Raw genomic sequence first — 23,615 nt, forward strand, 5'->3', positions numbered from 1 at the left:
CGCGGTATCCGCTGACGGACTCCTGAAACCGTTTGCGAGTATGTTTGGAACTGGTCTGCCCACGCCGCTGGGGCAGCTGGTGTGCGTGGAAACGGGGGAGCGGTGATGTCGGTTTTCGACGAGTTCACGGGCCTGTGGGTGCGGGAGTTCCATCCCGCTTCGCCAGCTGCGGCCACACTCTCCTGCTTCCCGCACGCGGGCGGTTCGGCGAGCTTCTACTTCCCCTTCTCCCGGCAGCTGTCACCGGCGCTCGCGGTGCGCGCGGTGCAGTATCCGGGGCGACAGGACCGGCTCAAGGAGCCTTGCGCGGAAGACCTGTTGACGCTCGCCCGCCGGGTCTTCGAGGTGCTGCGCCCGATCACCGGCGCCCGACCCGCCCTGTTCGGGCACAGCATGGGGGCGGTACTGGCCTTCGAGGTGGCCAGGATGCTGGAGCAGGAGGCCGGCGTCACTCCCGCCCACCTCTTCGTGTCCGGCCGCCGCGCGCCCTCGATCCACCGCCCGGAATCGGTCCATCGGCGCGATGACGCCGGACTCATCGCGGAGGTGCGGCGGCTGGCCGGAACCGACAGCCAGGCGCTGGACGACGAGGAAATTCTGCGGATGGCACTGCCCGCCATCCGCGGCGATTACAAGGCGATCGAGACCTATGTCTATCGTCCGGGACCGCCGCTCTCCTGCCCGATCACCTCGTTCATCGGTGACGAGGATCCCAGGGTGAGCATCGAGGACGCCCGGGCCTGGCGTGAGCACACCACCGGGGAATTCGACATGAAGGTTTTCACCGGTGGCCATTTCTACTTGAACGAACACCGCGAAGCGATTTGTGACCAGATTTCCGGGAAGCTTCTCACGGCGGATTCCCGGCGGCCGGGGGCGTAATGAAAAATCTGACGGACAGCGAACTCGGCGGCATGATGCAGCTGGTCCGCGGCACCCAGTGGTACGTCGGCATGTTCGGCGACCCCTATGCGCTGGTGCTGCGCGCCCAGACGGACGACCCGCACCCGCTCTACGAACAGGCCCGCGCACAGGGCCCGCTGCACCAGAACGCGCTGGGCAGCTGGGTCTGCACCGGCTACGAACTGGCCGCGCAGATCCTGGCGGACCCGCGGTTCGACACCCGCACGGCGGACGGCGGCACCGCCGCGCAGCACGTGCTGGCGCTGGACGACGCGTTCCTCGGCCTGGACCGCACCGCACACGACCGGCTGCGTGAGCGCACCGCTCCGCTGCTCGGGGCCGAGGCGGTCGAGCGGCACCGCGCGGTGGCCGAACGGGTGGCCGGCGACCTGCTCGACGGGCTCGGCGCCGAGTTCGACCTCGCCGCCGACTTCGCGACCCCGCTCGCCGTCGGCGTGCTGGCCGAGCTCCTCGCCGTGCCGGCCGCGGACCGGCCGGGCTTCGCCGAGCACTGCACCGCCCTCGGCAACGCGCTGGACGCCGAGGTGTGCCCGCAGCAGCTCGTCCCGGCCCGCGCCCTGATCACCGCGTTGGAGCGGCTGCGCGGCCAGTTCGCCGGACGCCCGGACGGGGGCCTGCTCGGCGAGGTGGCGGCGACCGGTGGCGACCTGGCGGCCGAGGACGCGCTGGCGACGGCGATGCTGCTGGCCGCCACCGGCGTCCAGACCGCGTCGAGCCTGGTGTGCAACGCGGCACTGGCGCTGCTGGCCGACCCCGCGCGACGGGACGCGGTGCGCGCCGAACCCGGCCTGCTGCCCCAGGTGATCGACGAGACGCTGCGCAGCGATCCGCCGGTGCACCTGTGCGCCCTGGTCGCCCGCGAGGACGTCGAGATCGCCGGTCAACACATCGCCGCGGACAGCCAGTTGGTCGTTCTGCTGGCCGCCGCCAACCGGGACCCCGAGGTCTTCGCCGACCCCGAACGCTTCGATCCGCACCGCGCCGAAGCCGCGCCCCTGCAAGGCGGCGCGCATCACGAACTGGTCGCCCCACTGGCCAAGTTGCAGGCCGAGGTCGCACTTCGCCTGCTGCTCGACCGGTTGCCTGGACTCCGGCAGGACGGGCCGATCGTACGACGGAGGAGGGCACCGGTCAGCCGCGCCATCGCGCGGGTACCGGTGACCGCCGCCTAGTCGTGCCCCAGCCGTCCGAACGTCAAAGGAGATAACCGGTGCGCGTGCTGTTCACCTCGTTCGCACACAACACGCACTTCTACACACTGGCCCCGCTGGCCTGGGCGTTTCGCGCTGCCGGCCACGAAGTCACGGTGGCCAGCCAGCCCTCGCTGACCGACACGATCACGCAGGCCGGACTGCCCGCGGTGCCGGTCGGTGTGGACCACGCCGTGCAGGAATTCGAGCAGCGGCAGAGCAACCGCAACAGCGAGCACCCCGAGATCAACTTCGCCGAGACCCGGCCGGAGATCGTGACCTGGGACTACGCGCTCGGCCTGCAGTCCATGATGACCCCGCTGATGTACGCCAAGGTCAACGACACCATGGTCGACGACCTGGTGGAGTTCGCCCGGCAGTGGCAGCCGGACCTGGTGATCTGGGAGCCGTTCACCTACGCCGGAGCGGTGGCCGCCCGGGTGACCGGTGCGGCGCACGCCCGGCTGCTCTGGGGGCCGGACGTGCAGCTGCGGGCCAGGAAGCTGTTCCTGCAACGGCAGGCCGAGCAGCCGGTCGAGCACCGGGACGACCCGCTCGCCGAGTGGCTGACCTGGACGCTGGACCGCTACGGCTGCACGTTCGACGAGGAGATCGTCACCGGCCAGTGGACCATCGACTCGACGCCGGAGAGCACCCGGCTGCCGCTGGACCAGCACGTGGTGCCGATGCGCTACGTGCCCTACAACGGCACCTCGGTCATCCCGGACTGGCTGCGCGAGCCGCCCAAGCGGCCACGGGTGTGCCTGACGCTCGGGGTGAGCGCCCGGGAGGTGCTCGGCGGTGACGCGGTCTCCATCAGCGACCTGATCGAGGCGACCGCCGACCTGGACATCGAGTTGGTGGCCACCCTCGACGCGTCGCAGCGGGACCTGCTGGCCTCGGTGCCGGACAACACCCGCATCGTCGACTTCGTGCCGATGCACGCTCTGCTGCCGACCTGTTCCGCGATCATCTACCACGGCGGCGCGGGCACCTGGTCGACCGCGATGCTGGCCGGGGTGCCGCACATCATGCTCGCCGAGCAGTACGACACGGTGCTGAAGGCCGAGCGGATCGAGGAGTTGGGCGCCGGACTGTTCATCCGGCCCAACACGCTGACGGCGCAGGGCCTGCGCGACATGGTCGTGCGGGTCCTGGAAGAACCCTCCTTCCGGGCCGCTGCCGAGCGCCTCCGCCAGGAGGTGCTCGCGGAGCCGACGCCGGGCGAACTCGTCCCCGTGCTGGAACGGCTGACCGCCGAGCACCGGACCCGCCCGGAAGTGCCCGTTGGCTGAGCACATCACCCCAAGCACCGACGAAAGGCACCTGAAGCCATGAGTAGCCCGGTGGATCTGCAATCCAAGCCGAGCGTCATCGAGCGCTGCACCCTGCCGGGCGCCGATCCCGCGTCAGCGGTCGCCGCGCTGCGGCCGCTGGTGAGCGAGGCGGCCGGTACCGGCGAGGCCGACGCGGAGCGGCTCGCGGCACACCTGGTCTCGCTGGCCCGCACCTACAGCACCGAGCCCTTCACCCAGCTGGAGGCGGCCCGGCACGGCCTCGGTGTCGAGCGGGCCGAGTTCCGGCTGCTGCTCGACACCTTCGCGCGGATACCGGAGTTGCGGACCGCGGTGGAGCAGGGACCGGCCGGCAAGTACTGGACCAACACCGTCCTTCCGGTGGAGCGGTCCGGCGCGCTCGACGCGGCGCTGCACGGAAAGCCGTGGTTCCCCAACAGCGTCGGCCTGTACCCCGGCCCGACCTGCATGTTCCGCTGCCACTTCTGTGTCCGGGTGACCGGCGCGAAGTACGAGCACTCCTCGGTGGCCGGCGGCAACGAGATGTTCGCCTCGATCATCGACGAGGTGCCGACCGACAACCCGGCGCGGATGTACCTCTCCGGTGGCCTGGAACCACTGACCAACCCCGGCCTCGGCGAGCTGATCACCCGGGCGGCCGGGCGCGGGCTGAAGCTCACCATGTACACGAACTCGTTCGCGCTCACCGAGCAGACCCTGGCCCGCCAGCCGGGCATCTGGGACCTGCACGCGATCCGCACCTCGCTGTACGGCCTCAACGACGACGAGTACCAGGCGACCACGACCAAGCGGGCGTCGTTCAGCCGGGTCAAGAAGAACCTGATGCGGTTCCAGGAGCTGCGCCGGGAACGGCAGGACGCGCCGCGGCTCGGCCTGAGCTACATCATCCTGCCCGGCCGGGCGCACCGACTGCTCGATCTGGTCGACTACATAGCCGAGTTGAACGCGGCCAACCCCGACCGGCCGCTGGAGTTCCTCACCCTGCGCGAGGACTACAGCGGACGCCCCGACGGCAAGCTGGCACCGGAGGAGCGGGCACAGATGCAGGAGGCGCTGTCCGCCTTCGACGAGCGGGTCCGCGCCCACACGCCGACGCTGCACGTCGACTACGGCTACGCGCTGGAGAGCCAGCGGATCGGCGTCGACGCGGAGCTGCTGCGGATCCGCCCGGAGACCATGCGCCCGACCGCGCACCCGCAGGTCGCCGTCCAGGTCGATCTGCTGGGCGACGTCTACCTCTACCGCGAGGCGGGCTTCCCCGACCTGAAGGGCGCCGACCGCTACATCGCCGGGCGGGTCACCCCCGACACCAGCCTGGCCGAGGTCGTCGAGCGGTTCGTCGTCGAGCGGCGCGAGATCGAGCCGGTGGCCGGCGACGAGTACTTCCTGGACGGCTACGACCAGGTGATCAGCGCCCGGCTCGGCCAGATGACGGCGGACGTGGCCGCGGGCTGGGGAGACGTGCGCGGATTCCTGCGCTGACCCCCACCGAACCCAGGAACACCCCCCACACCCCCACACCCCCAACCAGAACACCATCCCCCCTACCGCAAAGGTTCAGAGCATGAACGACAGCCAGCCCGCACCGACACTGCCGACGAAGCGGACCCACCTCTTCGACCCGCCCGAGGAGTACCGACGGTTCCGCGAGGAGTGTCCGGTGAGTCGGCTCAGCTTCCCGGACGGCACGCTGGGCTGGCTGGTGACCCGCCAGGAGGACGTCCGCGCGGTGCTGGCCGACCCCAGGTTCAGCACGTACCTGGCCCGGCACTCCTCACCGATCAGGGAGACACCGCCGGAGGCGCGCGGCGAAGTGCCGCCCGGTCACTTCATCTCGATGGACGCGCCCGAGCACACCCACTACCGGCGCTTGCTCACCGGGCAGTTCACCGTTCGCCGGATGCGCGCGCTGATCCCGCGGATCGAGCAGATCGTCAACGGGCGCCTGGACGCGATGGAACAGAAGGGCGGCACGGTCGACCTGATCGAGGAGTTCGCGCAGCCCGTCGCGGCCCTGCTCATCTGCGAGTTGCTCGGGGTCTCCTACGACGACCGGGAGTACCTGCAGGAGTGCTCCGACGCCCTGATGAGCGCTCAGCTGCCGATGGAAGAGCTGATGACCGTGGTCGTCGGGCTGGGGACCTATCTGCTGGAACTGGTGCGCACCAAGCGTGCCGAGCCCGCCGACGACATCATCAGCGGCCTGGTCACCGGGGACAACGGGCTGTCCGACCAGGAAATCGCCGGGATGGCACTGCCGTTGCTGCTCGCCGGCTACGACGCCACCGCCAACATGCTCGGCCTGGGCACCCTCGCGCTGCTGCTGAACCCCGACCAGCTGGAGCCGCTGCGCGGCGACGACCAGATGGCACAGGAAAACCTCGTGGAGGAGCTGCTGCGCTATCTGACGACCGTGCACCTCGGTACCATCCGGGGCGCGAAGGAGGACGTCGAGGTCGGCGGCGAGCTGGTCCGCGCGGGCGAGATCGTGGTGGGCGCGCTGGCCGCCGCCAACCGGGATCCGCGATGCTACGCCGACCCGGACCGGCTGGACGTCACCCGCGGTCGCCCCTCGCACCTGGCGTTCGGCTACGGGCCGCACCAGTGCCTCGGTCAGCAGCTGGCCAGGGTCACGCTGAAGGTCGGCTACCGGGAGCTGTTCCGGCGGTTCCCGGACCTCCGCCTCGCGGTGTCACCCGAGGAGATCCAGACCCTTGACGACAGAGTCATGTACGGCGCGCACGCGCTGCCGGTGTGCTGGTCGGGCGAGTAATCGAGGGAGGAGCAGGCAAAGTGACGCAGACGCCCGTCCCCCCGTCCGAACAGCCCGAGGAGCTGCCCGCCTTCCCGATGGCACGCACGTGTCCGTTCGCGCCGCCGGAGGGGTACGCCCAACTGCGTGCCCGGGGGCCGCTGACCAAGGCCACCTTGTGGAACGGCAAGGAGACCTGGCTGGTCACCGGCTACCACCCGCTGCGCAAGCTGCTGCAGGACTCAAGGATCAGTTCCGAGCAGCCCCGACTGGCCTCACTCGCCCCGAGTGAGGAGGGGGAGGGCGCGAACTTCCGCACGTTCGTCGGGATGGACCCGCCGGAGCACGGCGTCTACCGCCGGATGCTGACCGCGTACTTCACCGTCAAGCGGGTCCAGGCGATGCGCCCGGCGATCCAGCGGACCGCCGACGAGCTGGTGGACGGGATCCTGGCCACCGAGGGCCCCGTGGACCTGGTCGAGGCGCTCGCGATGCCGCTGGCGACGATGGTGATCTGCGAACTGCTCGGAGTGCCCTATGCCGACCGGGAGTTCTTCCACAGCCGTTCGTCGGTGGCGATCCAGAGCAGCACCGCGGGGGAGACCACGGCCGCGTTCATGGACCTCTACCAGTACCTCGACAAGCTGGTCACCGCGAAGGAGGCGGAGCCCGACGAGGGGATCATCAGCCGCCTGGTGGTCGAGCAGCTGCGCCCCGGCGCGCTGACCCACGAGGAACTGGTCAACACCGCCGTGCTGCTGCTGATCGTCGGCCACGAGACGAGCGCCAACATGATCGGCCTCGGCGCGCTGACGCTGATGCGCCGCCCGGACGTGGTGGCCGAACTGCGCGCCGACCCCGAGCTGTGGCCCGCGGCCGTCGACGAGCTGCTGCGCTACCACTCCAGCGCGGACTGGCTGCGCCGGGCCGCCAAGGAGGACATCGAGATCGACGGCACGGTGATCAAGGCGGGCGACAGCGTGATCGGCCTCGCCGCCGCAGCCAACCGGGACGAGCGGTTCGCGAACGCCGACGAGTTCGACATCCACCGCACGGAGCGCCATCACCTCGCCTTCGGCTACGGCCCGCACCAGTGCATCGGCCAGCACCTGGCCAAGGCGGAGCTGGAGATCGCGTTCGGCACGCTGTTCGACAAGATCCCCGACGTCGTGCCCGCCGCCGAGCTGGACGAGCTGCCCTTCAAGCACGATGCGACGCTCTTCGGCCTCTACCGGCTGCCGATCACCTTCGCCCGCCCCTGAGCGCACGTGCCCGACCCACTGCACCTACCGCACCCACCGCACTTACAGAACGGAAGGCACGCCGTGCCCGTACAAGTCACCAGGCGCCGGTCGACGGGGACCCGACTGTTGGCCCTCCTCGCCGTCGGCACCCTGTTGAACGGCGGAGTCGCCGCCGCGGACCAGCGCGTCCGGTCTGACCAGCCGGTTAACCCGCTGGTGGGCAAGATGACGCTGGACGAGAAGCTGTCCTTCGTGCACTGGACGGTGACGTTCTCCGGCCCGTTCAGCGTCGGATACCTGCCCGGCGTCCCCCGCCTCGGCATCCCCGAGATACGGGCCGCCGACGGCCCGGCCGGCATCCGGCTCAACCAGGGCACGGCGGCCGCCCTGCCCGCACCCGTCGCGCTGGCCTCCAGCTTCGACGACGAGCTGGCGAAGTCGTACGGCGCGGCCATGGGGCGGGACGGCCGGGCACTGGGCCAGGACCTGGTGATGGGGCCCATGATGAACACCATCCGGGTGCCCCAGGCGGGCCGGAACTACGAGACGTTCAGCGAGGACCCGCTGGTCTCCTCCCGCACCGCCGCCGCGGAGATCCAGGGCATCCAGGGCCAGGGCCTGATGGCCACCGCCAAGCACTTCGCGGAGAACAACCAGGAGGACAACCGGGAGACCGTCGACGTCAAGGTCGACGAACAGGCCCTCCACGAGATCGAGCTGCCGGCGTTCCAGAGCGCGGCGAAGGCCGGCGTCAGCTCCATCATGTGCGCCTACAACAAGGTCAACGGCACCCCGTCCTGCGGCAACGCGGCACTCCTCAACGACGTCCTGCGCACCCAGTGGGACTTCAAGGGCTGGGTGATGTCGGACTGGATGGCCACGCACAGCACCGACTCGATCACCAAGGGACTGGACCAGGAACTCGGGATCGACTGGTCCGGCAGCGTCAACGGCTCGGTGCCCGGCGGCAAGTACTTCGGCGAGCCGCTGAAGAAGGCCGTCCAGGAGGGGCGCATCCCGATGGCCGCCCTGGACACCGCGGTGAGCCGGATCGTCACCCAGCTGCAGCGGTTCGGCCTGGTGGGCGCCAACCCGCCCGCGCGTCCCGCGCGCGACACCGCAGGAGCGGCGAAGGTCGCCCAGCAGGTCGCCGAGGACGGCGCGGTGCTGCTGCGCAACAAGGGCGGGGCACTGCCGCTGACCGGTGACGCCGCGAAGAGCATCGCGGTGATCGGCCCCACGGCCAAGGACCCGAAGGTCTCCGGCCTGGGCAGCGCACACGTGGAGCCCGACGCGGCGGCCGCGCCGCTCGACACCATCCGGGCCCGGGCCGGCGCCGGCGCCGTGACCTACGCGACCGGCGAGGAACTGGCCGGCAGCGCCCTGCCGAAGGACGCGCTCTCGCCCGCCTTCGCGGGCGGGACGGTGCTGCAGCCCGGCACGGTCGGCCCCATCTACAACGGCACCCTGACCGTGCCCGAGGACGGCGACTACCGACTCGCCGTGCGGGTGACCGGCGGCGCCGCGACCGTGCAGCTGGACGGGGGCGCCCCGATCCAGGCCGGTGAGGCATTCGGCAAGCTGACCAGCGCGCCGGTACGGCTGACGGCCGGTGCGCACAAGCTGGCCATCTCCGGGCAGACCACCGGCACCAAGCCGTTGACGCTCGACCTGAGTTGGGTGACGCCGCAGGCCGCCGAGGCCGCCATCGACCAGGCGGTCACCGCGGCCAAGGGCGCACGCACCGCCGTGGTGTTCGCCTTCGACGACGGAGCCGAGGGCGCCGACCGCACCTCGCTGGCCCTGCCGGGCCGCCAGGCGGAGCTGATCTCCCGGGTGTCGAAGGCCAACCCGAACACGGTGGTGGTGCTCAACACCGGATCGGCCGTCAAGATGCCGTGGCTCGACAGCACCGCCGCGGTGCTCGACATGTGGTACCCGGGGGAGTCGGGCGCACAGGCCACGACGGCGCTGCTGTTCGGCGACGTGAACCCCAGCGGCCGGCTCACCCAGACCTTCCCGGTCGATGAGAACAGCACCCCCGTCGCGGGCGACCCGAAGCGCTACCCGGGAGTGGACAACGAGGAGACCTACTCCGAGGGCATCTACGTCGGCTACCGCTGGTACGACAAGAACAAGGTGCAGCCGCTGTTCCCGTTCGGCCACGGCCTGTCCTACACGTCCTTCGAGTACAGCGCTCCGTCGGCGGTCCCGGCGGGCGACGGCTACGACGTCAGCTTCACCCTGCGCAACAGCGGTCAGCGCGCCGGCAAGGAGGTCGCGCAGGTGTACCTGGGGGCGAGCCCCGAGGTGAAGGCACCGCAGGCTGACAAGGCGCTCGCCGGCTACGCCAAGGTCGAACTGGCGCCCGGCCAGAGCCGGCGGGTGACCGTCCACGTCGCCGGACAGCAGCTGAAGTACTGGAACAGCGCCACCCACGGGTGGTCCACCGGCGCCGGTACCAGGTCCGTGTACGTCGGCTCCTCCTCGACCAGCCTTCCGCTGCAGACGAAGGTCGTGGTGCCCTCCTCCTGACCGACGGTCCCACCACCCGCCCCGGGGGGAAGTGTCTCGGCACTTCCCCCCGGGGCGCGCGGTCATCCGAGGGCGTCGAGCCGGGCCAACTGGTCGTCGGAGAACACGATGTCCGACGCCGCGAAGTTCTCCTTGAGATGCACCGGCGAGCTGGTGCCGGGGATGGGGATCACCGTCGGGGAGCGGTGCAGCAGCCAGGCCAGCGCCACCTGGCTCGTGGACACGCCCAGCTCGGTGGCGACGGCGGTCACCGGGCTGCCTTCGGCGGCGAGTTCACCGCGGGCGATCGGCAGCCACGCGACGAACGCGATCGCGTGCTTCTCGCAGTAGTCGACGACCTCGTCGTTGTGCCGGTCGGTGAGGTTGTACAGGTTCTGCACGCTGGCCACGGTGATCTGCTCACGGGCCTGCTCCAGCTCCTCGACGGTGACCTTGGACAGCCCGATGTGCCGGATCTTCCCCTCGTCCTGCAGCTCCTTGAGCGCGCCGAACTGCTCGGCCGCCGGCACCTTCGGATCGATCCGGTGCAGCTGGAAGAGGTCGATGCGGTCGAGCCCGAGCCGGCGCAGGCTCAACTCGGCCTGCTGACGCAGGTACTCGGGCCGGCCCAGCGGTACCCACTGCTCGGGACGGGGGCGGCACTGGCCGGCCTTGGTCGCGATCACCAGGCCGTCGCGGTACGGGCGCAGCGCCTCGGCCAGCACTTCCTCGCTGGCTCCCAGCCCGTAGGAGTCGGCGGTGTCGATGAAGGACACGCCGAGGTCGACGGCCAGCCGGGCTATTTCGAGCGCCGCCGCACGGTCCTCGGGCGGACCCCAGTAGCCCGGGCCGGTCAGCCGCAGGGCGCCGAATCCCATCCGGTGAACTGGAAGGTCTCCACCCAGCGTGAAGGTGGTCCGGTCACACTGCGCCATTCGGTTCCTCCTCATCCAGGTTTTCGCCTGGAGACTACAGACGGCCGGTGGGAGACGACCCCGCGGGCAGCGTGCTCACGGCTGCCGTACGCGTCACACGGTGGATCGACCGGCGCGCACGGGTGCCCTGCGGTGCCGAGGGGCCGGTTCACGGTGACCGCTGCGGGCGACCGTGAACCGGCGGTCCGACGGTCCGACGACCGTCAGCAGGGGCCGATCAGCAGGCGCCGATCAGTAGGGGCCGATGAAGCCGGCCATCACGTCCTCGATCTCCGGCACGGAGTCCTGCGCGGCGCGCAGCGTTTCCAGGCAGGCCCGGGTGATCGTCTCGGCACCGGGGTTGAACGCGTTCTCCAGCGGCCAGGACACCGGCGCCGGGCAGTCCGGCGGGGTGACCCGGCGCACCGGCGCCCGCAGCGCCTGCGGCACGTTCTCCGCCACCACGGCAGCGACCTCCGCCGAGAATCCGTAGCGGGCCCAGCTGGTGTCCGCGACCACCAAGTGGCCGGTCTTCGCGACCGATTCACAGATCATCGCGTCGTCGAGCGGCCGGATACTGCGCACATCGACCACCTCGGCGCTGACGCCGTGGCCGGCCAGCACCTCGGCGGCCCGCTCGGCCTCGTGGACCATCAGCGAGGCCGCCACGATGGTGATGTCGTCGCCGGCCCGGGCGATCCGCCCCTTGCCGAACGGGACCGCCACCGGCTCCTCGGGGACCTCGCCCTCCAGGCCGTACAGCCCGCGGTTCTCCAGCAGGATGACGGGGGTGTCCGCCCGCAGCGCGCTGATCAGCAGACCCTTGGCGTCGGCGGGCGAAGCCGGGGTCGCCACGTACAGGCCGGGGAAGTGGCCGAACAGCGACTGGAGGCTCTGCGAGTGGGTGGCGCCCTGGCCCCAGCCGCGGCCGATGATCCCGCGCATCACGACCGGCGCACTGCCCCGGTTCCCGTACATGTAGCGCCACTTCGCGGCGAGGTTGAAGATGCCGTCCATGGCCAGGAACATGAAGTCGTCCCGGGTGTGCACCACCAGGGGCCGCAGTCCCATCGACGCGGCGCCGACGGCGATGCCCGCGAAGGCGTTCTCGCCGTTGGGGATGTCCATCACCCGTGCGGACCCGAAGCGCGCGAAGGCGTCGCCCGTGGTGCCGTAGACCCCCTTGTGGTCGTCGACGCTCTGGCCGGCCAGCACGATGGACGGGTCGGCCTCCATGCACTGGACCGTCGCCTCGCTGATCGCCTGGCTGTAGGTGAGTTTCCGCATCGTCCGCATCCCCTTCAGTTCTCGTACGTCCCGCTGAGCAGGTCCTCGACACGGGGGAACGGGCTCGCCTTCGCCAGCGCGATCGCCTCGCGCACCTCGGCGCGGAACTCCCGGTCCCAGGCGGCCACCGCATCCTCGATACCGGGGTCGGTGGCGCGCAGTGCCTGTGTGGTCCGGCGGATGGGGCAGCGCTCGATCCAGGACTCCACCTCGTCCCGGGGGCGGACGCCGAGCTCGTGGTCCCAGTGCGGGCCGACGTGCTCGCGCCAGCGGTAGGTGTCCAGCTCCAGGAAGTAGGGGCCGTTGCCCTCGCGGCAGTGCAGCGCCGCCTTGTGTGCGGCCTCGTACACGGCCTGGACGTCGTTGCCGTCGACCTGCTCGGCCCGGATGCCGTAGCCGCGGGCCCGGCCGGTGATGCTGGTGCCCGGCGGCTGGCGGGCGTCGACCGGCGAACCCAGCGCGTACTGGTTGTTCTCACAGACGAAGATCACAGGCAACCGGTGCAGGGCGGCGAAGTTTAAGGACTCGTGGAAGACGCCCTCTTCGGAGGCGCCGTCGCCGAAGAAGGTGGCCGCCACACGGGGCGCCCCTTCGCGGGCGAAGGCCCAGGCGGCACCGGTGGCCACCGAGATCATCTCGCCGAGGATCGCCGACGAGGCCGCGAAGCCCGCCTCCTGGTCGGTCAGGTGCACCGAGCCGCCGCGGCCCGAGGCGCAGCCGGACTCCCTGCCGTAGAACTCGGCGACCATGGCGCGCAGATCGCCGCCCTTGGCCAGGTAGTGGGCGTGACAGCGGTGACCGCTGTAGACGACGTCCTCGCGGCGCAGCGCGGCACACACGCCGACGGCGGTGGCCTCCTGACCGATGGAGAAGTGCACGGGCGTGCGCATCTGCTGCTCATCGCGATAGACGTCGGCTATGACTTCCTCGGCGCACCGGATGCGCACCATGTTGCGCAGCAACTGCCGTGGTTCCACGAAAAGTTCCTCGCTCTCAGAAAGTTCCAAGGGGGGACAGGGCCCCGATACGGGGATCGATCGCGGTCGCGGCCGCGGGCACGGCACGGTGACGGTCCCGCATGCCTTGAGGACGGTCGCCGTTGCGCCGACCCGGACGCTGCGCTTCGCGCAGGCCCCGCCGCCAGTCGCGCACCGGGCGTCCCGGTGCCGCTGCTGTTGTCTGTTGATCGTGACCGCGACCGGTGTGCTCTCACCGGACCTGAAGGCCGACTTCGCGCAGCCGCGCGAGCTACTTCTTCACCTGCGGCATGGTGGCGTCAGTGCTGACGCCGAGATATGCGTGCACGGTCCCCTCGCCCGCGCGGTCGCCGGTGTCGCGTACGGTCACCACGGCCGTCGGACCGTTGTCGGTGCGCTGTACAGCAAGATCACTGTAGACGAATTCGGTGTACAACGGGCGGTATCCGAAAGGGGAGATCGACTCAATGCCCGGCCGCCGCAGTCAACACTGTTCGACGTCGATCCCTCCGGCACCGCCCTCGCCGACCACCCACGCCGCCGCACCGCTCTGCCCCCGGCCCGCCGGCACCAGTCATCTCCAGGATCGCCAGACACCTGGGACCGCCAACCCTATTGGGGCTTCGCCCGTCACCGAGGATCGCCAGACACCGGAGGCTGCCAGACACCGGAGGCTGCCAGGCACTGGAGGTTGCCAGGCACTGGAGGTTGCCAGGCCCAGGGACTGGCGGTAGCCGGGGATGCGGGAGTGCGCGATGCGGAAGGCCGATTCCGGGCACCGGCGGGCAAGCTCCTCCGGGGGAGGAAGGGCCTGCGACGGCGTCCAGCGCATTGGCCAGGATTCGGGCCAGCCGGTTGTGCCGCTTTGGCGCGCGCGGGCTCACAATGACCATCCCGTCCACGACCTCAATGCCGGCACACTGCTCCTCGGACCAGGAGTCGTACTGCTCCGCGCTGATCTGCGTATGCATCCACGCGGGCGCCATCATCTCGGCGGTCATGACGTGCCTCCTTCGAGGAGCTTCGGCAGTTCCAGCGCTGCTGGGCTCAGCGGCGCAGGCGACCCCGTCCCCGAAGCCGGCGTCTTGCGGGCAAGCTTCCCCAGACGGCGAGAAGGGCAAGCGCATCGCCGAGGGCTGATGCGACGCCACCAACGACGTTCACCACCCCTACGGCTTGTTCATCGCCTCCGAGTGCTCAGTGGTTCTCAAACGTCCCTGCGGCGATGAATGCGACTTCGGCGACACCGCAGGAACCCACCGTGTCCGCCTCGCCCACGGCGCATCCCACCCGCGTGGCTCGCTGGGCAGGAAGCCTTAAGCCCGTGTAGCGGACAGCCTCAACAAAACGCCGGCCCCAAGCGAGTTGTTACGAGGGGAGGCTGTCGCCCACCGCGAGATGGCGCGCAAATGCAGCTCGGCCAAGCGAGGCAGGGCCGGTGCGGGTCTCGTGGACGGGGTTGTGCCTTGTGAGAGGCTGGGCTGTATGAACCGGTTGGCTGGTGTGACCTCGCCTTATCTGCTTCAGCATGCCGACAATCCCGTCGACTGGTGGCCGTGGACGCCGGAGGCTTTCGAGGAAGCGCGGCGGCGCGATGTGCCCGTTCTGCTGTCGGTTGGCTACTCTGCGTGCCACTGGTGCCATGTCATGGCCCGGGAAAGTTTCGCGGACCCGGAGCTCGCCGCGCTGCTCAACGAGCACTTCGTGGCCGTCAAGGTCGATCGTGAGGAGCGCCCGGACGTCGACGCGGTCTACATGGAGGCCGTGCAGGCCGCCACCGGTCAGGGCGGCTGGCCGATGACCGTCTTCCTCACCCCCGACGCCGAGCCCTTCTACTTCGGCACGTACTTCCCGCCCGAGCCGCGCCACGGCATGCCGTCCTTCCGGCAGGTCCTCGAAGGGGTCCGCAGTGCCTGGGCCGACCGGCGCGACGAGGTCGGCGAGGTCGCCGGCCGGATCGTGGCCGACCTCGCGGGCCGCTCGCTGGCCGAGTCGCTGGCCAAGGGCGAGCAGCGCCCCCCGCGCCCCGAGGAGCTGGCCGCCGCCCTGTTGGGCCTGACCCGTGAATTCGACGCGGTGCACGGCGGGTTCGGCGGCGCACCGAAGTTCCCGCCGTCCATGGCCCTGGAGTTCCTGCTCCGCCACCACGCCCGGACCGGCTCCGCGGGCGCCCTGGAGATGGTCGAGGCGACCTGCGCGGCGATGGCCCGCGGCGGGCTCTACGACCAGCTCGGCGGTGGGTTCGCCCGCTACTCCGTCGATCGGGAATGGGTCGTTCCGCACTTCGAGAAGATGCTCTACGACAACGCCCTGCTGTGCCGCGTCTACGCCCACCTGTGGCGCGCCACCGCCGGCGACGGAGCCGCTGCGGGAATCAGCGACCTGGCCCGTCGGGTCGCCCTGGAGACCGCCGACTTCATGGTCCGCGAACTCCGCACCGACCAGGGCGGCTTCGCCTCCGCGCTGGACGCCGACAGCGACGACGGGTCCGGCCGGCACGCCGAGGGCGCCTACTACGTCTGGACGCCGGAACAGCTGCGCGCCGTACTGGGGGAGCGGGACGCCGAGTTCGCCGCCACGTATTTCGGCGTCACCGAGGAGGGCACCTTCGAGGAGGGCGCCTCCGTGCTGCAACTCCCCGACACCGGCGGCCTGGTCGAGGTGGAGCGGGTGGCGTCGGTGAAGCAGCGGCTGCTCGCGGCGCGTGCGGAGCGCACCCGTCCGGAGCGCGACGACAAGGTCGTCGCCTCCTGGAACGGCCTGGCCATCGCCGCGCTCGCCGAGACCGGCGCCTACTTCGACCGGCCCGATCTGATCCAGGCCGCCACCGACGCCGCCGACCTGCTCGTCCGCGTCCACATGGACTGGCAGGCCCGGCTGCACCGTACTTCCCGGGACGGCACGGCCGGCCCCAACGCCGGTGTGCTGGAGGACTATGCGAACGTCGCCGAGGGCCTGCTCACGCTGGCCTCGGTCACCGGGGAGGGCGTCTGGGTGGAGTTCGCGGGCTTCTTCCTGGACACCGTCCTGGTGCAGTTCACCGCCCCGGACGGCACGCTCTACGACACCGCCGCCGACGCCGAGCGGCTCATCCGCCGCCCCCAGGACCCGACCGACAACGCCACGCCCTCCGGGTGGACCGCCGCGGCCGGCGCGCTGCTCTCGTACGCGGCGCTGACCGGCAGCGCATTGCACCGGGACGCCGCGGAGCGCGCCCTGGGCGTGGTCACCGCCCTCGGCGGCCGGGCGCCGCGCTTCATCGGCTGGGGGCTGGCCGTCGCCGAGGCCGCGCTGGACGGGCCGCGCGAGGTCGCGGTGGTCGGCCCGGCGGACGATCCGGCCACCCGCGCGCTGCACCGGGCCGCGCTGCTGGGCACCGCCCCAGGGGCGGTGGTGGCCCTGGGCGCCCCGGGGGAGGACGCCGCCGCGGAGGTGCCACTGCTCATGGCGCGCCCCCTGGTCGACGGCCGACCGGCCGCCTACGTGTGCCGCCACTTCACCTGCGAGCGGCCCACGACGGACCCGGAGGAGCTGGCGGAGCGACTGCGCTCCTGAGGGCGTGCGGAGGGGCCGCGCCCCGTAGGCCGGCCCCTCCCGCCCGGATCCGGTCGGCTGCCCCGCCTCAGGCCCGCTGCCCCGCCTCAGGTCCTAGGGCCAGCGACCGGCTTGAACTTGACGTGCGCGTCAGGTTTTAGCCTCGGGGCATGACGAACCGCACGCACCGCGAAGTCCGCCTGACCGCCCGCCCCACGGGGCCGGTCACCGACGACCTCTTCGAGATCGTGGAGGTCCCCGTTCCGGAACCGGCGGACGGCCAGGTACTCGTACGCAACTCCCTGATGTCCGTCACCGCCGTGATGCGCACCCTGATGAACGAGGTCACCGACGTCCCCATGCCGTCCTTCGTGGTCGGCGAGCCGCTCCACGGGGCCGCCGTCGGCGAGGTGGTCGCCGCCCCCGGGACCGACCTCCAGCCGGGCGACCTGGTCCAGCACCGCCTCGGCTGGCGCGAGTACGCCCTGGTGGACGCCGCGCAGGCGCAGCGCCTCGACCCCGGTCTGCTGCCCGATCCGGCCGGCTACCTCTCGCAGGGGCCCACCGCCCTGATGGGCATCGACCGCGGCGCCGGAGTACGCCCCGGGGACAGCGTGTTCGTCACCGGGGCGGCCGGCGGCGTCGGCTCCCTGGCCGGCCAGATCGCCAAGCTCCGCGGCGCCTCCCGGGTCATCGGCAGTACGGGCTCGCGGGAGAAGGCCGACCGCCTCCGCAAGGAGTTCGGCTTCGACGCGGTGGTCGTTCGCGGCGCCGGGCCCATCGAGGAGCAGCTGCGCGCGGCCGCCCCCGAGGGCATCGACGTGCTCTTCGACAACGTGGGCGGCGAACAGCTCCAGGCCGCGATCGCCGTCGCCCGGCGCGGCGCCCGACTCGCCCTCGTGGGCGCGCTCGCCACCCAGCTCTCCGACGGGGCCGCGACCACCACGCCGATCGACACCCTGTCGCTGCTCTCCCGGGGCATCACGATGCGCGGTGTGGCCCTCTACGACCACCTCGACATCGTCCCGCAGTGGTACGAACTGTTCGCCCAGGGGCTGCGCGAGGGCACCCTCGCCTTCCCGCACGCCCGGCTCCACGGCATCGAGCAGGCCCCGCGGGCCCTGCAGGAACTTCTTGCCGGGAAGCATCTGGGCTCGGTACTCGTGGAGTTGTGAGGCCCGGCATACGGGACGGCGGCCCCGCGCGCAGCGGCGGACGCGGCAGCATCCGGCAATGCCCTTCCCCGGAAAGGAGCCGGAAAGGTTTCCGCCCCGCAGGTAGCCTGCACGGGTGACGACCTTGCTCGGGTGCCGTTCTCTCGTCCAGGAGGCCGCGGCGCTGCGGTCCGGCGCGGACGATCCCGCCGACGCGGTGCGCCGCACCTGTGACCGCATCGACGCCGTGGATCCCCGCCTCCGGGCTTTCGTGCCGGAGCCGGGGCGCCGCGCCCGGCTGCTGGCGGCGGCCCGGGAGTTGGCCGCGGCCGGCCCGCCGGGATCCGCCGGACGCCCCGCCCTGTACGGCGTGCCGGTCGGGATCAAGGACATCGTGCACGTCGACGGGCTGCCCACGCGGGCCGGTTCGGCGCTGCCGCCCGAGGAACTCGCCGGCCCGCAGGCGGCCGTCGTGGACCGGCTGCGGGCCGCGGGGGCGCTCATCGCGGGCAAGACCGTGACCGCGGAGTTCGCGGTGACCGCCCCCGGGCCGACCCGCAACCCGCACAACCCTGCGCACACGCCCGGGGGTTCCAGCAGTGGCTCGGCGGCCGCGGTCGCCGCCGGGATGGTCCCGCTGGCCATCGGGACGCAGACCGTCGGCTCGGTGATCCGGCCCGCCGCCTACTGCGGAGTGGTCGGTTTCAAGCCGACCTACGGGCGCATTCCGCTCGACGGGGTCATTCCGAACGCGCTCAGTTTCGACACCCTCGGGTGCTATGCGACGGATGTGGCGGGGATCGCGCTGGCCGCGCCGGTGCTCTGCGACGGGTGGCGGCCAACGGACGGCGACGGGGCCGCGGATGCGGACCGCCCGGACCGGCCGCCGGTGCTGGGCGTACCGTCCGGCCCCTATCTGGAGCGCGCCGACGACGAGGCGCGCAGGGCCTTCGAGGCCCAGCGCACGGCGCTGGCGGCGGCCGGCTACGAGGTGCGCGAGGTGCCCGTGATGGCCGACTTCGCGGCGATCGTCGAGCAGCTCTTCACCATGAACCGCTACGAGGTCGCCCGCGCCCACGCCCAGTGGTTCGCGCGCCACGCCGACCTCTACCGGGAGCAGACCACGGCCGCCATCCGCGAGGGCCGGACGATCGGGGACGCCGCCTACGAGGCCGCCCGGGAGCGCCGCGCCGCCTTCCGCGAACGGCTCGCGGCCGACGGTGCCCACGCCGGCATCGACCTGTGGATCACCCCCGCGGCCACCGGCCCCGCGCCGGCCGACCTGACCACCACCGGTACCTCGATCATGTGCCTGCCGTGGAGCAACGCCGGGCTGCCGTCGCTGAGCCTGCCCGCCGGCCGGGCCGCCAACGGGCTGCCGTTGGGGCTCCAGTTGGTGGGCCGGTCCGGCGCGGACGAGGCGCTGCTGTCCTGGGCGAGGGGCGTCGAGCGCGTACTGAACGGAGCGGCCGGGGCCACCGGCGCACCGACGAGCGAACGCTGACGCCGCGGGGGACGAAGGGGGGCCGATGCGTATCGGGGACGCGGCGGTAGCGGCCGGACTGACACCGCGGGCGTTGCGCTACTACGAGCAGCAGGGGCTGGTGACGGCCCGGAGGACGCCGTCGGGCCATCGGGAGTACGACGCGGAGGACGTCCGCCGGCTGCGGGCCGTGCGTGAGTTGCGCGAGGCGGGGCTGACCGTCGGCGACGTCCGGGCCTTCGCGCATCTGCTGCACGCCCTGCCGCCGGACGGCGTGCCGGACCTGATCGGGCAGGAACCGGGCGCGGAGCGCTGTGCGGCCGTCGAGGTGGTGGCCCGGCGCCGGCTGGCCGAACTGGACGGCCATATCGCGCGGTTGTCCCGGTTGCGGGAGCGCTTGGCGGCGCGCCTGGGGGAGTCCGGCGGGCGGTCGGGCTCCGGGGCGGGGGACCGCCCGCTCAGAGGGTGAGCCCGCGGGCCAGGACGTCCATCGACCGGTGGATCAGCGCCTCCGGGCTCGCCGCCTGGCAGTCCTCGGCCCAGCGCAGCAGTGCCTCCTGGAGGGCGGCCAGGGCCGCCGCGCTGATGACGCGGATCCCCAGGTCGTCCGCCGGGCGGCCGGTGCGTTCGGCCAGTGCGGTGCTGATGACGTCGATGTGGCGGGCGGTGAGTTCGGCGGTGCGGCCCCGGACCGCGGGCACGTCCCGGATCAGCCGGATCCGCTGGAGGAGTTCGTCGCGGTCGGCCGCGCTGATGTCGTGCATGATCCCGACGGTGACGTGCCGCAGCGTCTCGGCTATCGGCTCGCCGGGCGGGCGGGCCCGGATTCCACAGTCCAGCAGGGCGTCGTACTCGCCGGTGAGCACGATGTCCTCCTTGGCCGGGAAGTAGCGGAAGACCGTGCTGGGGGAGACCTCAGCCGCCTGGGCGATCTCGTCGACCGGGGTCGCGTCGTAGCCCCGCTCCGCGAAGAGCCGGAAGGCGGCGCGGCGGATCGCCTGCCGGGTCTGGATCTTCTTCCGCTCGCGCAGCCCGGGTTTCGGTGTGCCGGGCGGCGCTGCGGCGGGGGTGCGTGTGGGGACCATGCGGCCCATTGTCCCCATCCGCCGTGTGGCGGATGCGTGGTGCGTTGACAGAGCTCTGACTGTCAGTGGGGTGTGTCACGCTGCGACCGGGGAATGATTACCGACGGTGACATTCGAAAGGAGGTTCGTGGTGCGACCCGTGATGCATGTGTACACCGCGTTCGCCGCCGCGCTGTGCGTCGGTGGCTTCCTGCTGGGTGGCGGCCTGTTGGTGACGGCCCTGGTGCTGGCCGGGCTGGCGGCCCTGACGTGGCACGTGGCCGCGGCCTCGCGGCCGCGGCCGAGATCGCGCGGGGCGGCGGCCGGGAGGGCGGACCGGAGACCGGTGGGGCCGGTCGCGCGGCTCCGGCCGGCCTCAGGAATGCGTATACGCGACGAGCGAGATGCCGACGTAGTGCACGACGAAGGCCGCGAGGGTGAAGGAGTGGAAGACCTCATGGAAGCCGAACCACCGCGGTGAGGGGTTGGGGCGCTTGATGCCGTAGATCACGCCGCCCGCGCTGTAGAGCAGCCCGCCGACGATGACGAGGACGAGGACGGCGATGCCGCCGGTGCGCAGGAAGTCGGGCAGGAAGAAGACGGCGGCCCAGCCCATCGCGATGTAGCAGGGGGTGTACAGCCAGCGAGGGGCGCCGACCCAGAAGACCCGGAAGGCGATGCCGGCCAGTGCGGCGGCCCAGACCGCCCAGAGCAGCACCTGCCCCCGGGTGCCCGTCACCAGGAGCAGCGTCAGCGGCGTGTAGGTGCCGGCGATGATCAGGAAGATGTTGGCGTGGTCGAGTCGGCGCAGCACTCCGTCGATCCGCGGGCTCCAATTGCCGCGGTGGTACAGGGCGCTGACGCCGAACAGCAGGCAGGCGCTGATGGTGTAGATCGCGCAGGCCAGTCGGCCGCGGGGGCTGTCGGCGAGCGCCGTCAGCACGATGCCGGAGAGCAGGACGGCCGGGAACATCCCGGCATGCAGCCAGCCGCGCAGCTTCGGCTTGAGCGGCGCCGCCGCGGCGGCGACCGCCGTGGCGACGGGGGACCCGGTATCGGTCCTGGACGGCGCGACAGGGGGGCGGCTTTCGGCGGCGTCGGGCGCGGAAGTCATGGCGCAATGCTACCTACGCAACCGTAAGTTACGGATTCGTCCGGAAGTGGTGACGGTCACCACGGTGCCCCCTGGACAGAACCGAATCAGGGTCGGATGATCAAATGAGTGCGGTCGGCACCGGATGAGCGGTCACGAAGCATCCGGGTCGCAGCCCCCAAGGGGCAGAGAAGTAAATGAAGCGGTCTTCTTGCCTTGTGTGCAGGAAGTCGACCAAACCCCTCATCTAGGAGCGATCGTGGCGCGCGACAACGCGGCTCCCACCCCGACCCGGCACCAGGCCCTGCGCGACTGGGTCGACGAGATAGCGGCGATCACCCAGCCCGACCGGGTCGTCTGGTGCGACGGCTCGGAGGCGGAGTACGAGCGGCTGTGCGAAGAGCTCGTCGAGAAGGGCACCTTCAAGAAGCTCGACCCGATCAAGCGCCCCAACTCGTACTACGCCGCGTCCGACCCGACGGACGTGGCGCGTGTCGAGGACCGCACCTTCATCTGCTCGGAGAAGGAAGAGGATGCCGGCCCCACCAACCACTGGAAGGCGCCCGCCGAGATGCGGGAGGTCTTCGTGGGGGAGCAGGGTGTCTTCCGCGGCGCGATGAAGGGCCGGACGATGTACGTCGTCCCGTTCTGCATGGGGCCGGTCGGCTCCCCGCTCTCCGCCATCGGGGTGGAGATCACCGACTCCGCGTACGTCGCCGTCTCGATGCGCACCATGACGCGGATGGGCCAGGCGGTCCTCGACGAGCTCGGTGAGGACGGCTTCTTCGTCAAGGCCGTGCACACCCTCGGCGCCCCGCTTGCCGAGGGCGAGCAGGATGTGCCGTGGCCGTGCAACTCCACCAAGTACATCTCGCACTTCCCCGAGTCCCGGGAGATCTGGTCCTACGGCTCCGGCTACGGCGGCAACGCCCTGCTCGGCAAGAAGTGCTACGCGCTGCGGATCGCCTCCGTCATGGCCCGTGACGAGGGCTGGCTGGCCGAGCACATGCTCGTGCTCAAGCTGACCCCGCCGCAGGGCGAGGCCAAGTACGTCGCCGCGGCGTTCCCGAGCGCCTGCGGGAAGACCAACCTCGCCATGCTGGAGCCGACGATCCCGGGCTGGACGGTCGAGACCATCGGCGACGACATCGCCTGGATGCGGTTCGGCCAGGACGGCCGGCTCTACGCGATCAACCCCGAGGCCGGTTTCTTCGGCGTCGCGCCCGGCACCGGCGAGCACACCAACGCCAACGCCATGAAGACCCTCTGGGGCAACTCCGTCTTCACCAACGTCGCCCTGACCGATGACGGCGACGTGTGGTGGGAGGGCATGACGGAGGAGACCCCGAAGCACCTGACGGACTGGAAGGGCAACGACTGGACGCCCGATTCCGCCCAAGAGGAAGGCGGATACCGTCCGGCCGCGCACCCCAACGCCCGCTTCACGGTGCCCGCAGCCCAGTGCCCGACCATCGCGCCCGAGTGGGAGGACCCCAAGGGCGTGCCGATCTCGGCCATCCTCTTCGGCGGTCGCCGGGCCAGCGCGGTGCCGCTGGTGACCGAGTCGCTCAGCTGGCAGCACGGTGTCTTCCTCGGCGCCAACGTGGCCTCGGAGAAGACCGCCGCGGCCGAGGGCAAGGTCGGCGAGCTGCGCCGCGACCCGTTCGCCATGCTGCCGTTCTGCGGCTACAACATGGGCGACTACATGGCGCACTGGATCAAGGTGGGGGCTGATAAGGACCAGGCCAAGCTGCCGAAGATCTACTACGTCAACTGGTTCCGGAAGGACGACGAGGGCCGCTTCGTGTGGCCGGGCTTCGGCGAGAACAGCCGGGTGCTCAAGTGGATCGTCGAGCGGCTGGCGGGCACGGCCGGGGGCGTCGAGACCCCGATCGGCGTGCTGCCCACCAAGGACGCGCTGGACACCGAGGGCCTCGAACTCTCCGACAAGGACCTGGACTTCCTGCTCACCGTCGACAAGGAGGTCTGGCGCGAGGAGGCGGCGCTGGTCCCCGAGCACCTGAACACCTTCGGCGACCACACGCCGAAGGAGCTGTGGGACGAGTACCGCGCGCTGGTGCAGCGGCTCGGCTAGTGCCCGTCCGCCGGGCGGCGCGATGCGCTCCGCCCGGCGCGTACCCCACCCGTCCGGGGCCCCGTGCGCGATGC

Annotated in this window: 18 protein-coding genes and 1 pseudogene; 12 read left to right on the forward strand and 7 right to left on the reverse strand. The window is 71.3% G+C overall.

What is annotated here, in order from left to right:
• The first annotated feature begins 105 nt into the window (after positions 1 to 105).
• The 7 genes from JNO44_RS27060 to JNO44_RS27090 all read left to right on the forward strand — a co-directional run bounded on the left by JNO44_RS27060 (position 106) and on the right by JNO44_RS27090 (position 9,961).
• Entirely contained in the window at positions 106 to 882 is a 777-nt protein-coding gene (locus tag JNO44_RS27060) for a thioesterase II family protein (RefSeq protein ID WP_205366456.1), read from the forward strand.
• Positions 882 to 2,096: a cytochrome P450 family protein gene (locus JNO44_RS27065; protein ID WP_205366457.1), complete on the forward strand. Its 1,215-nt coding sequence runs from the start codon at positions 882 to 884 to the stop codon at positions 2,094 to 2,096. Before JNO44_RS27060 ends, JNO44_RS27065 begins: the two co-directional genes overlap by 1 nt.
• 38 nt (positions 2,097 to 2,134) lie before the next feature.
• Positions 2,135 to 3,409 carry an activator-dependent family glycosyltransferase gene (locus tag JNO44_RS27070; protein WP_205366458.1) on the forward strand — a complete coding sequence of 425 codons (1,275 nt, stop codon included), beginning with the start codon at positions 2,135 to 2,137 and terminating at the stop codon, positions 3,407 to 3,409.
• A 39-nt stretch (positions 3,410 to 3,448) separates the two neighbouring features.
• Positions 3,449 to 4,912, forward strand: coding sequence for a dTDP-4-amino-4,6-dideoxy-D-glucose ammonia-lyase (desII, locus tag JNO44_RS27075; protein ID WP_205366459.1), 1,464 nt, complete (start codon positions 3,449 to 3,451; stop codon positions 4,910 to 4,912).
• 82 nt (positions 4,913 to 4,994) lie between these two features.
• Complete coding sequence (locus tag JNO44_RS27080; protein ID WP_205366460.1) at positions 4,995 to 6,203, forward strand: cytochrome P450; 1,209 nt, start codon at positions 4,995 to 4,997, stop codon at positions 6,201 to 6,203.
• A 20-nt stretch (positions 6,204 to 6,223) separates the two neighbouring features.
• Positions 6,224 to 7,444 carry a cytochrome P450 gene (locus JNO44_RS27085; RefSeq protein ID WP_240167676.1) on the forward strand — a complete coding sequence of 407 codons (1,221 nt, stop codon included), beginning with the start codon at positions 6,224 to 6,226 and terminating at the stop codon, positions 7,442 to 7,444.
• A 63-nt stretch (positions 7,445 to 7,507) separates the two neighbouring features.
• The gene (locus JNO44_RS27090) at positions 7,508 to 9,961 is read left to right on the forward strand and encodes a glycoside hydrolase family 3 C-terminal domain-containing protein (protein WP_205366461.1); all 2,454 of its coding nucleotides are present in this window, start codon (positions 7,508 to 7,510) and stop codon (positions 9,959 to 9,961) included.
• Between the two features lie 62 nt (positions 9,962 to 10,023).
• On the opposite strand, the gene JNO44_RS27095 is transcribed toward JNO44_RS27090, so the two are convergent.
• The 5 genes and pseudogenes from JNO44_RS27095 to JNO44_RS43720 all read right to left on the reverse strand — a co-directional run.
• Entirely contained in the window at positions 10,024 to 10,818 is a 795-nt protein-coding gene (locus JNO44_RS27095; RefSeq protein WP_229921305.1) for an aldo/keto reductase, read from the reverse strand.
• A 288-nt stretch (positions 10,819 to 11,106) separates the two neighbouring features.
• Positions 11,107 to 12,141 (reverse strand): alpha-ketoacid dehydrogenase subunit beta, encoded by a 1,035-nt coding sequence (locus JNO44_RS27100; protein WP_205366462.1) that lies wholly within the window; start codon positions 12,139 to 12,141, stop codon positions 11,107 to 11,109.
• Positions 12,142 to 12,155: 14 nt separating this feature from the next.
• The gene (locus JNO44_RS27105; protein ID WP_240167677.1) at positions 12,156 to 13,118 is read right to left on the reverse strand and encodes a thiamine pyrophosphate-dependent dehydrogenase E1 component subunit alpha; all 963 of its coding nucleotides are present in this window, start codon (positions 13,116 to 13,118) and stop codon (positions 12,156 to 12,158) included.
• A 271-nt stretch (positions 13,119 to 13,389) separates the two neighbouring features.
• Entirely contained in the window at positions 13,390 to 13,554 is a 165-nt protein-coding gene (locus tag JNO44_RS27110; protein ID WP_205366463.1) for a hypothetical protein, read from the reverse strand.
• A gap of 370 nt (positions 13,555 to 13,924) precedes the next feature.
• A pseudogene (locus tag JNO44_RS43720) lies at positions 13,925 to 14,119 on the reverse strand (Uma2 family endonuclease); the annotation flags it as partial.
• Between the two features lie 484 nt (positions 14,120 to 14,603).
• Between JNO44_RS43720 and JNO44_RS27115 the strand changes: the two are divergent.
• The 4 genes from JNO44_RS27115 to JNO44_RS27130 all read left to right on the forward strand — a co-directional run bounded on the left by JNO44_RS27115 (position 14,604) and on the right by JNO44_RS27130 (position 19,758).
• Positions 14,604 to 16,673, forward strand: coding sequence for a thioredoxin domain-containing protein (locus tag JNO44_RS27115; RefSeq protein ID WP_205366464.1), 2,070 nt, complete (start codon positions 14,604 to 14,606; stop codon positions 16,671 to 16,673).
• A gap of 149 nt (positions 16,674 to 16,822) precedes the next feature.
• The gene (locus JNO44_RS27120; protein WP_205366465.1) at positions 16,823 to 17,827 is read left to right on the forward strand and encodes an MDR family NADP-dependent oxidoreductase; all 1,005 of its coding nucleotides are present in this window, start codon (positions 16,823 to 16,825) and stop codon (positions 17,825 to 17,827) included.
• A gap of 115 nt (positions 17,828 to 17,942) precedes the next feature.
• Positions 17,943 to 19,310 (forward strand): amidase, encoded by a 1,368-nt coding sequence (locus tag JNO44_RS27125; protein WP_205366466.1) that lies wholly within the window; start codon positions 17,943 to 17,945, stop codon positions 19,308 to 19,310.
• 25 nt (positions 19,311 to 19,335) lie between these two features.
• On the forward strand, positions 19,336 to 19,758 hold the full coding sequence (locus JNO44_RS27130) for a MerR family transcriptional regulator (protein ID WP_205366467.1): 423 nt from the start codon (positions 19,336 to 19,338) through the stop codon (positions 19,756 to 19,758).
• Here JNO44_RS27130 and JNO44_RS27135 read toward each other — a convergent pair.
• Together JNO44_RS27135 and trhA are read right to left on the reverse strand one after the other, a co-directional pair.
• Positions 19,748 to 20,374: a TetR/AcrR family transcriptional regulator gene (locus tag JNO44_RS27135; protein ID WP_205366468.1), complete on the reverse strand. Its 627-nt coding sequence runs from the start codon at positions 20,372 to 20,374 to the stop codon at positions 19,748 to 19,750. The two genes, JNO44_RS27130 and JNO44_RS27135, sit on opposite strands and share 11 nt — an antisense overlap.
• Before the next feature lie 355 nt (positions 20,375 to 20,729).
• Positions 20,730 to 21,467, reverse strand: coding sequence for a PAQR family membrane homeostasis protein TrhA (gene trhA, locus JNO44_RS27140; protein WP_205366469.1), 738 nt, complete (start codon positions 21,465 to 21,467; stop codon positions 20,730 to 20,732).
• Between the two features lie 238 nt (positions 21,468 to 21,705).
• Between trhA and JNO44_RS27145 the strand changes: the two genes are divergently transcribed.
• Positions 21,706 to 23,541 carry a phosphoenolpyruvate carboxykinase (GTP) gene (locus tag JNO44_RS27145; RefSeq protein WP_205366470.1) on the forward strand — a complete coding sequence of 612 codons (1,836 nt, stop codon included), beginning with the start codon at positions 21,706 to 21,708 and terminating at the stop codon, positions 23,539 to 23,541.
• Positions 23,542 to 23,615: the final 74 nt, after the last annotated feature.

Source organism: Streptomyces noursei (genome assembly GCF_016917755.1).
Lineage (GTDB): Bacteria > Actinomycetota > Actinomycetes > Streptomycetales > Streptomycetaceae > Streptomyces > Streptomyces yunnanensis.

What these genes read in the sequence shown, in the direction of transcription:
- JNO44_RS27060 (WP_205366456.1), top strand. Translation starts at nt 106, where the DNA reads ATGTCGGTTTTCGACGAGTTCACGGGCCTGTGGGTGCGGGAGTTCCAT.
- JNO44_RS27065 (WP_205366457.1), top strand. Translation starts at nt 882, where the DNA reads ATGAAAAATCTGACGGACAGCGAACTCGGCGGCATGATGCAGCTGGTC.
- desII (WP_205366459.1), top strand. Translation starts at nt 3,449, where the DNA reads ATGAGTAGCCCGGTGGATCTGCAATCCAAGCCGAGCGTCATCGAGCGC.
- JNO44_RS27080 (WP_205366460.1), top strand. Translation starts at nt 4,995, where the DNA reads ATGAACGACAGCCAGCCCGCACCGACACTGCCGACGAAGCGGACCCAC.
- JNO44_RS27095 (WP_229921305.1), bottom strand. Translation starts at nt 10,818, where the DNA reads ATGGGATTCGGCGCCCTGCGGCTGACCGGCCCGGGCTACTGGGGTCCG.
- JNO44_RS27100 (WP_205366462.1), bottom strand. Translation starts at nt 12,141, where the DNA reads ATGCGGAAACTCACCTACAGCCAGGCGATCAGCGAGGCGACGGTCCAG.
- JNO44_RS27115 (WP_205366464.1), top strand. Translation starts at nt 14,604, where the DNA reads ATGAACCGGTTGGCTGGTGTGACCTCGCCTTATCTGCTTCAGCATGCC.
- JNO44_RS27120 (WP_205366465.1), top strand. Translation starts at nt 16,823, where the DNA reads ATGACGAACCGCACGCACCGCGAAGTCCGCCTGACCGCCCGCCCCACG.
- JNO44_RS27130 (WP_205366467.1), top strand. Translation starts at nt 19,336, where the DNA reads ATGCGTATCGGGGACGCGGCGGTAGCGGCCGGACTGACACCGCGGGCG.
- JNO44_RS27135 (WP_205366468.1), bottom strand. Translation starts at nt 20,374, where the DNA reads ATGGTCCCCACACGCACCCCCGCCGCAGCGCCGCCCGGCACACCGAAA.
- trhA (WP_205366469.1), bottom strand. Translation starts at nt 21,467, where the DNA reads ATGACTTCCGCGCCCGACGCCGCCGAAAGCCGCCCCCCTGTCGCGCCG.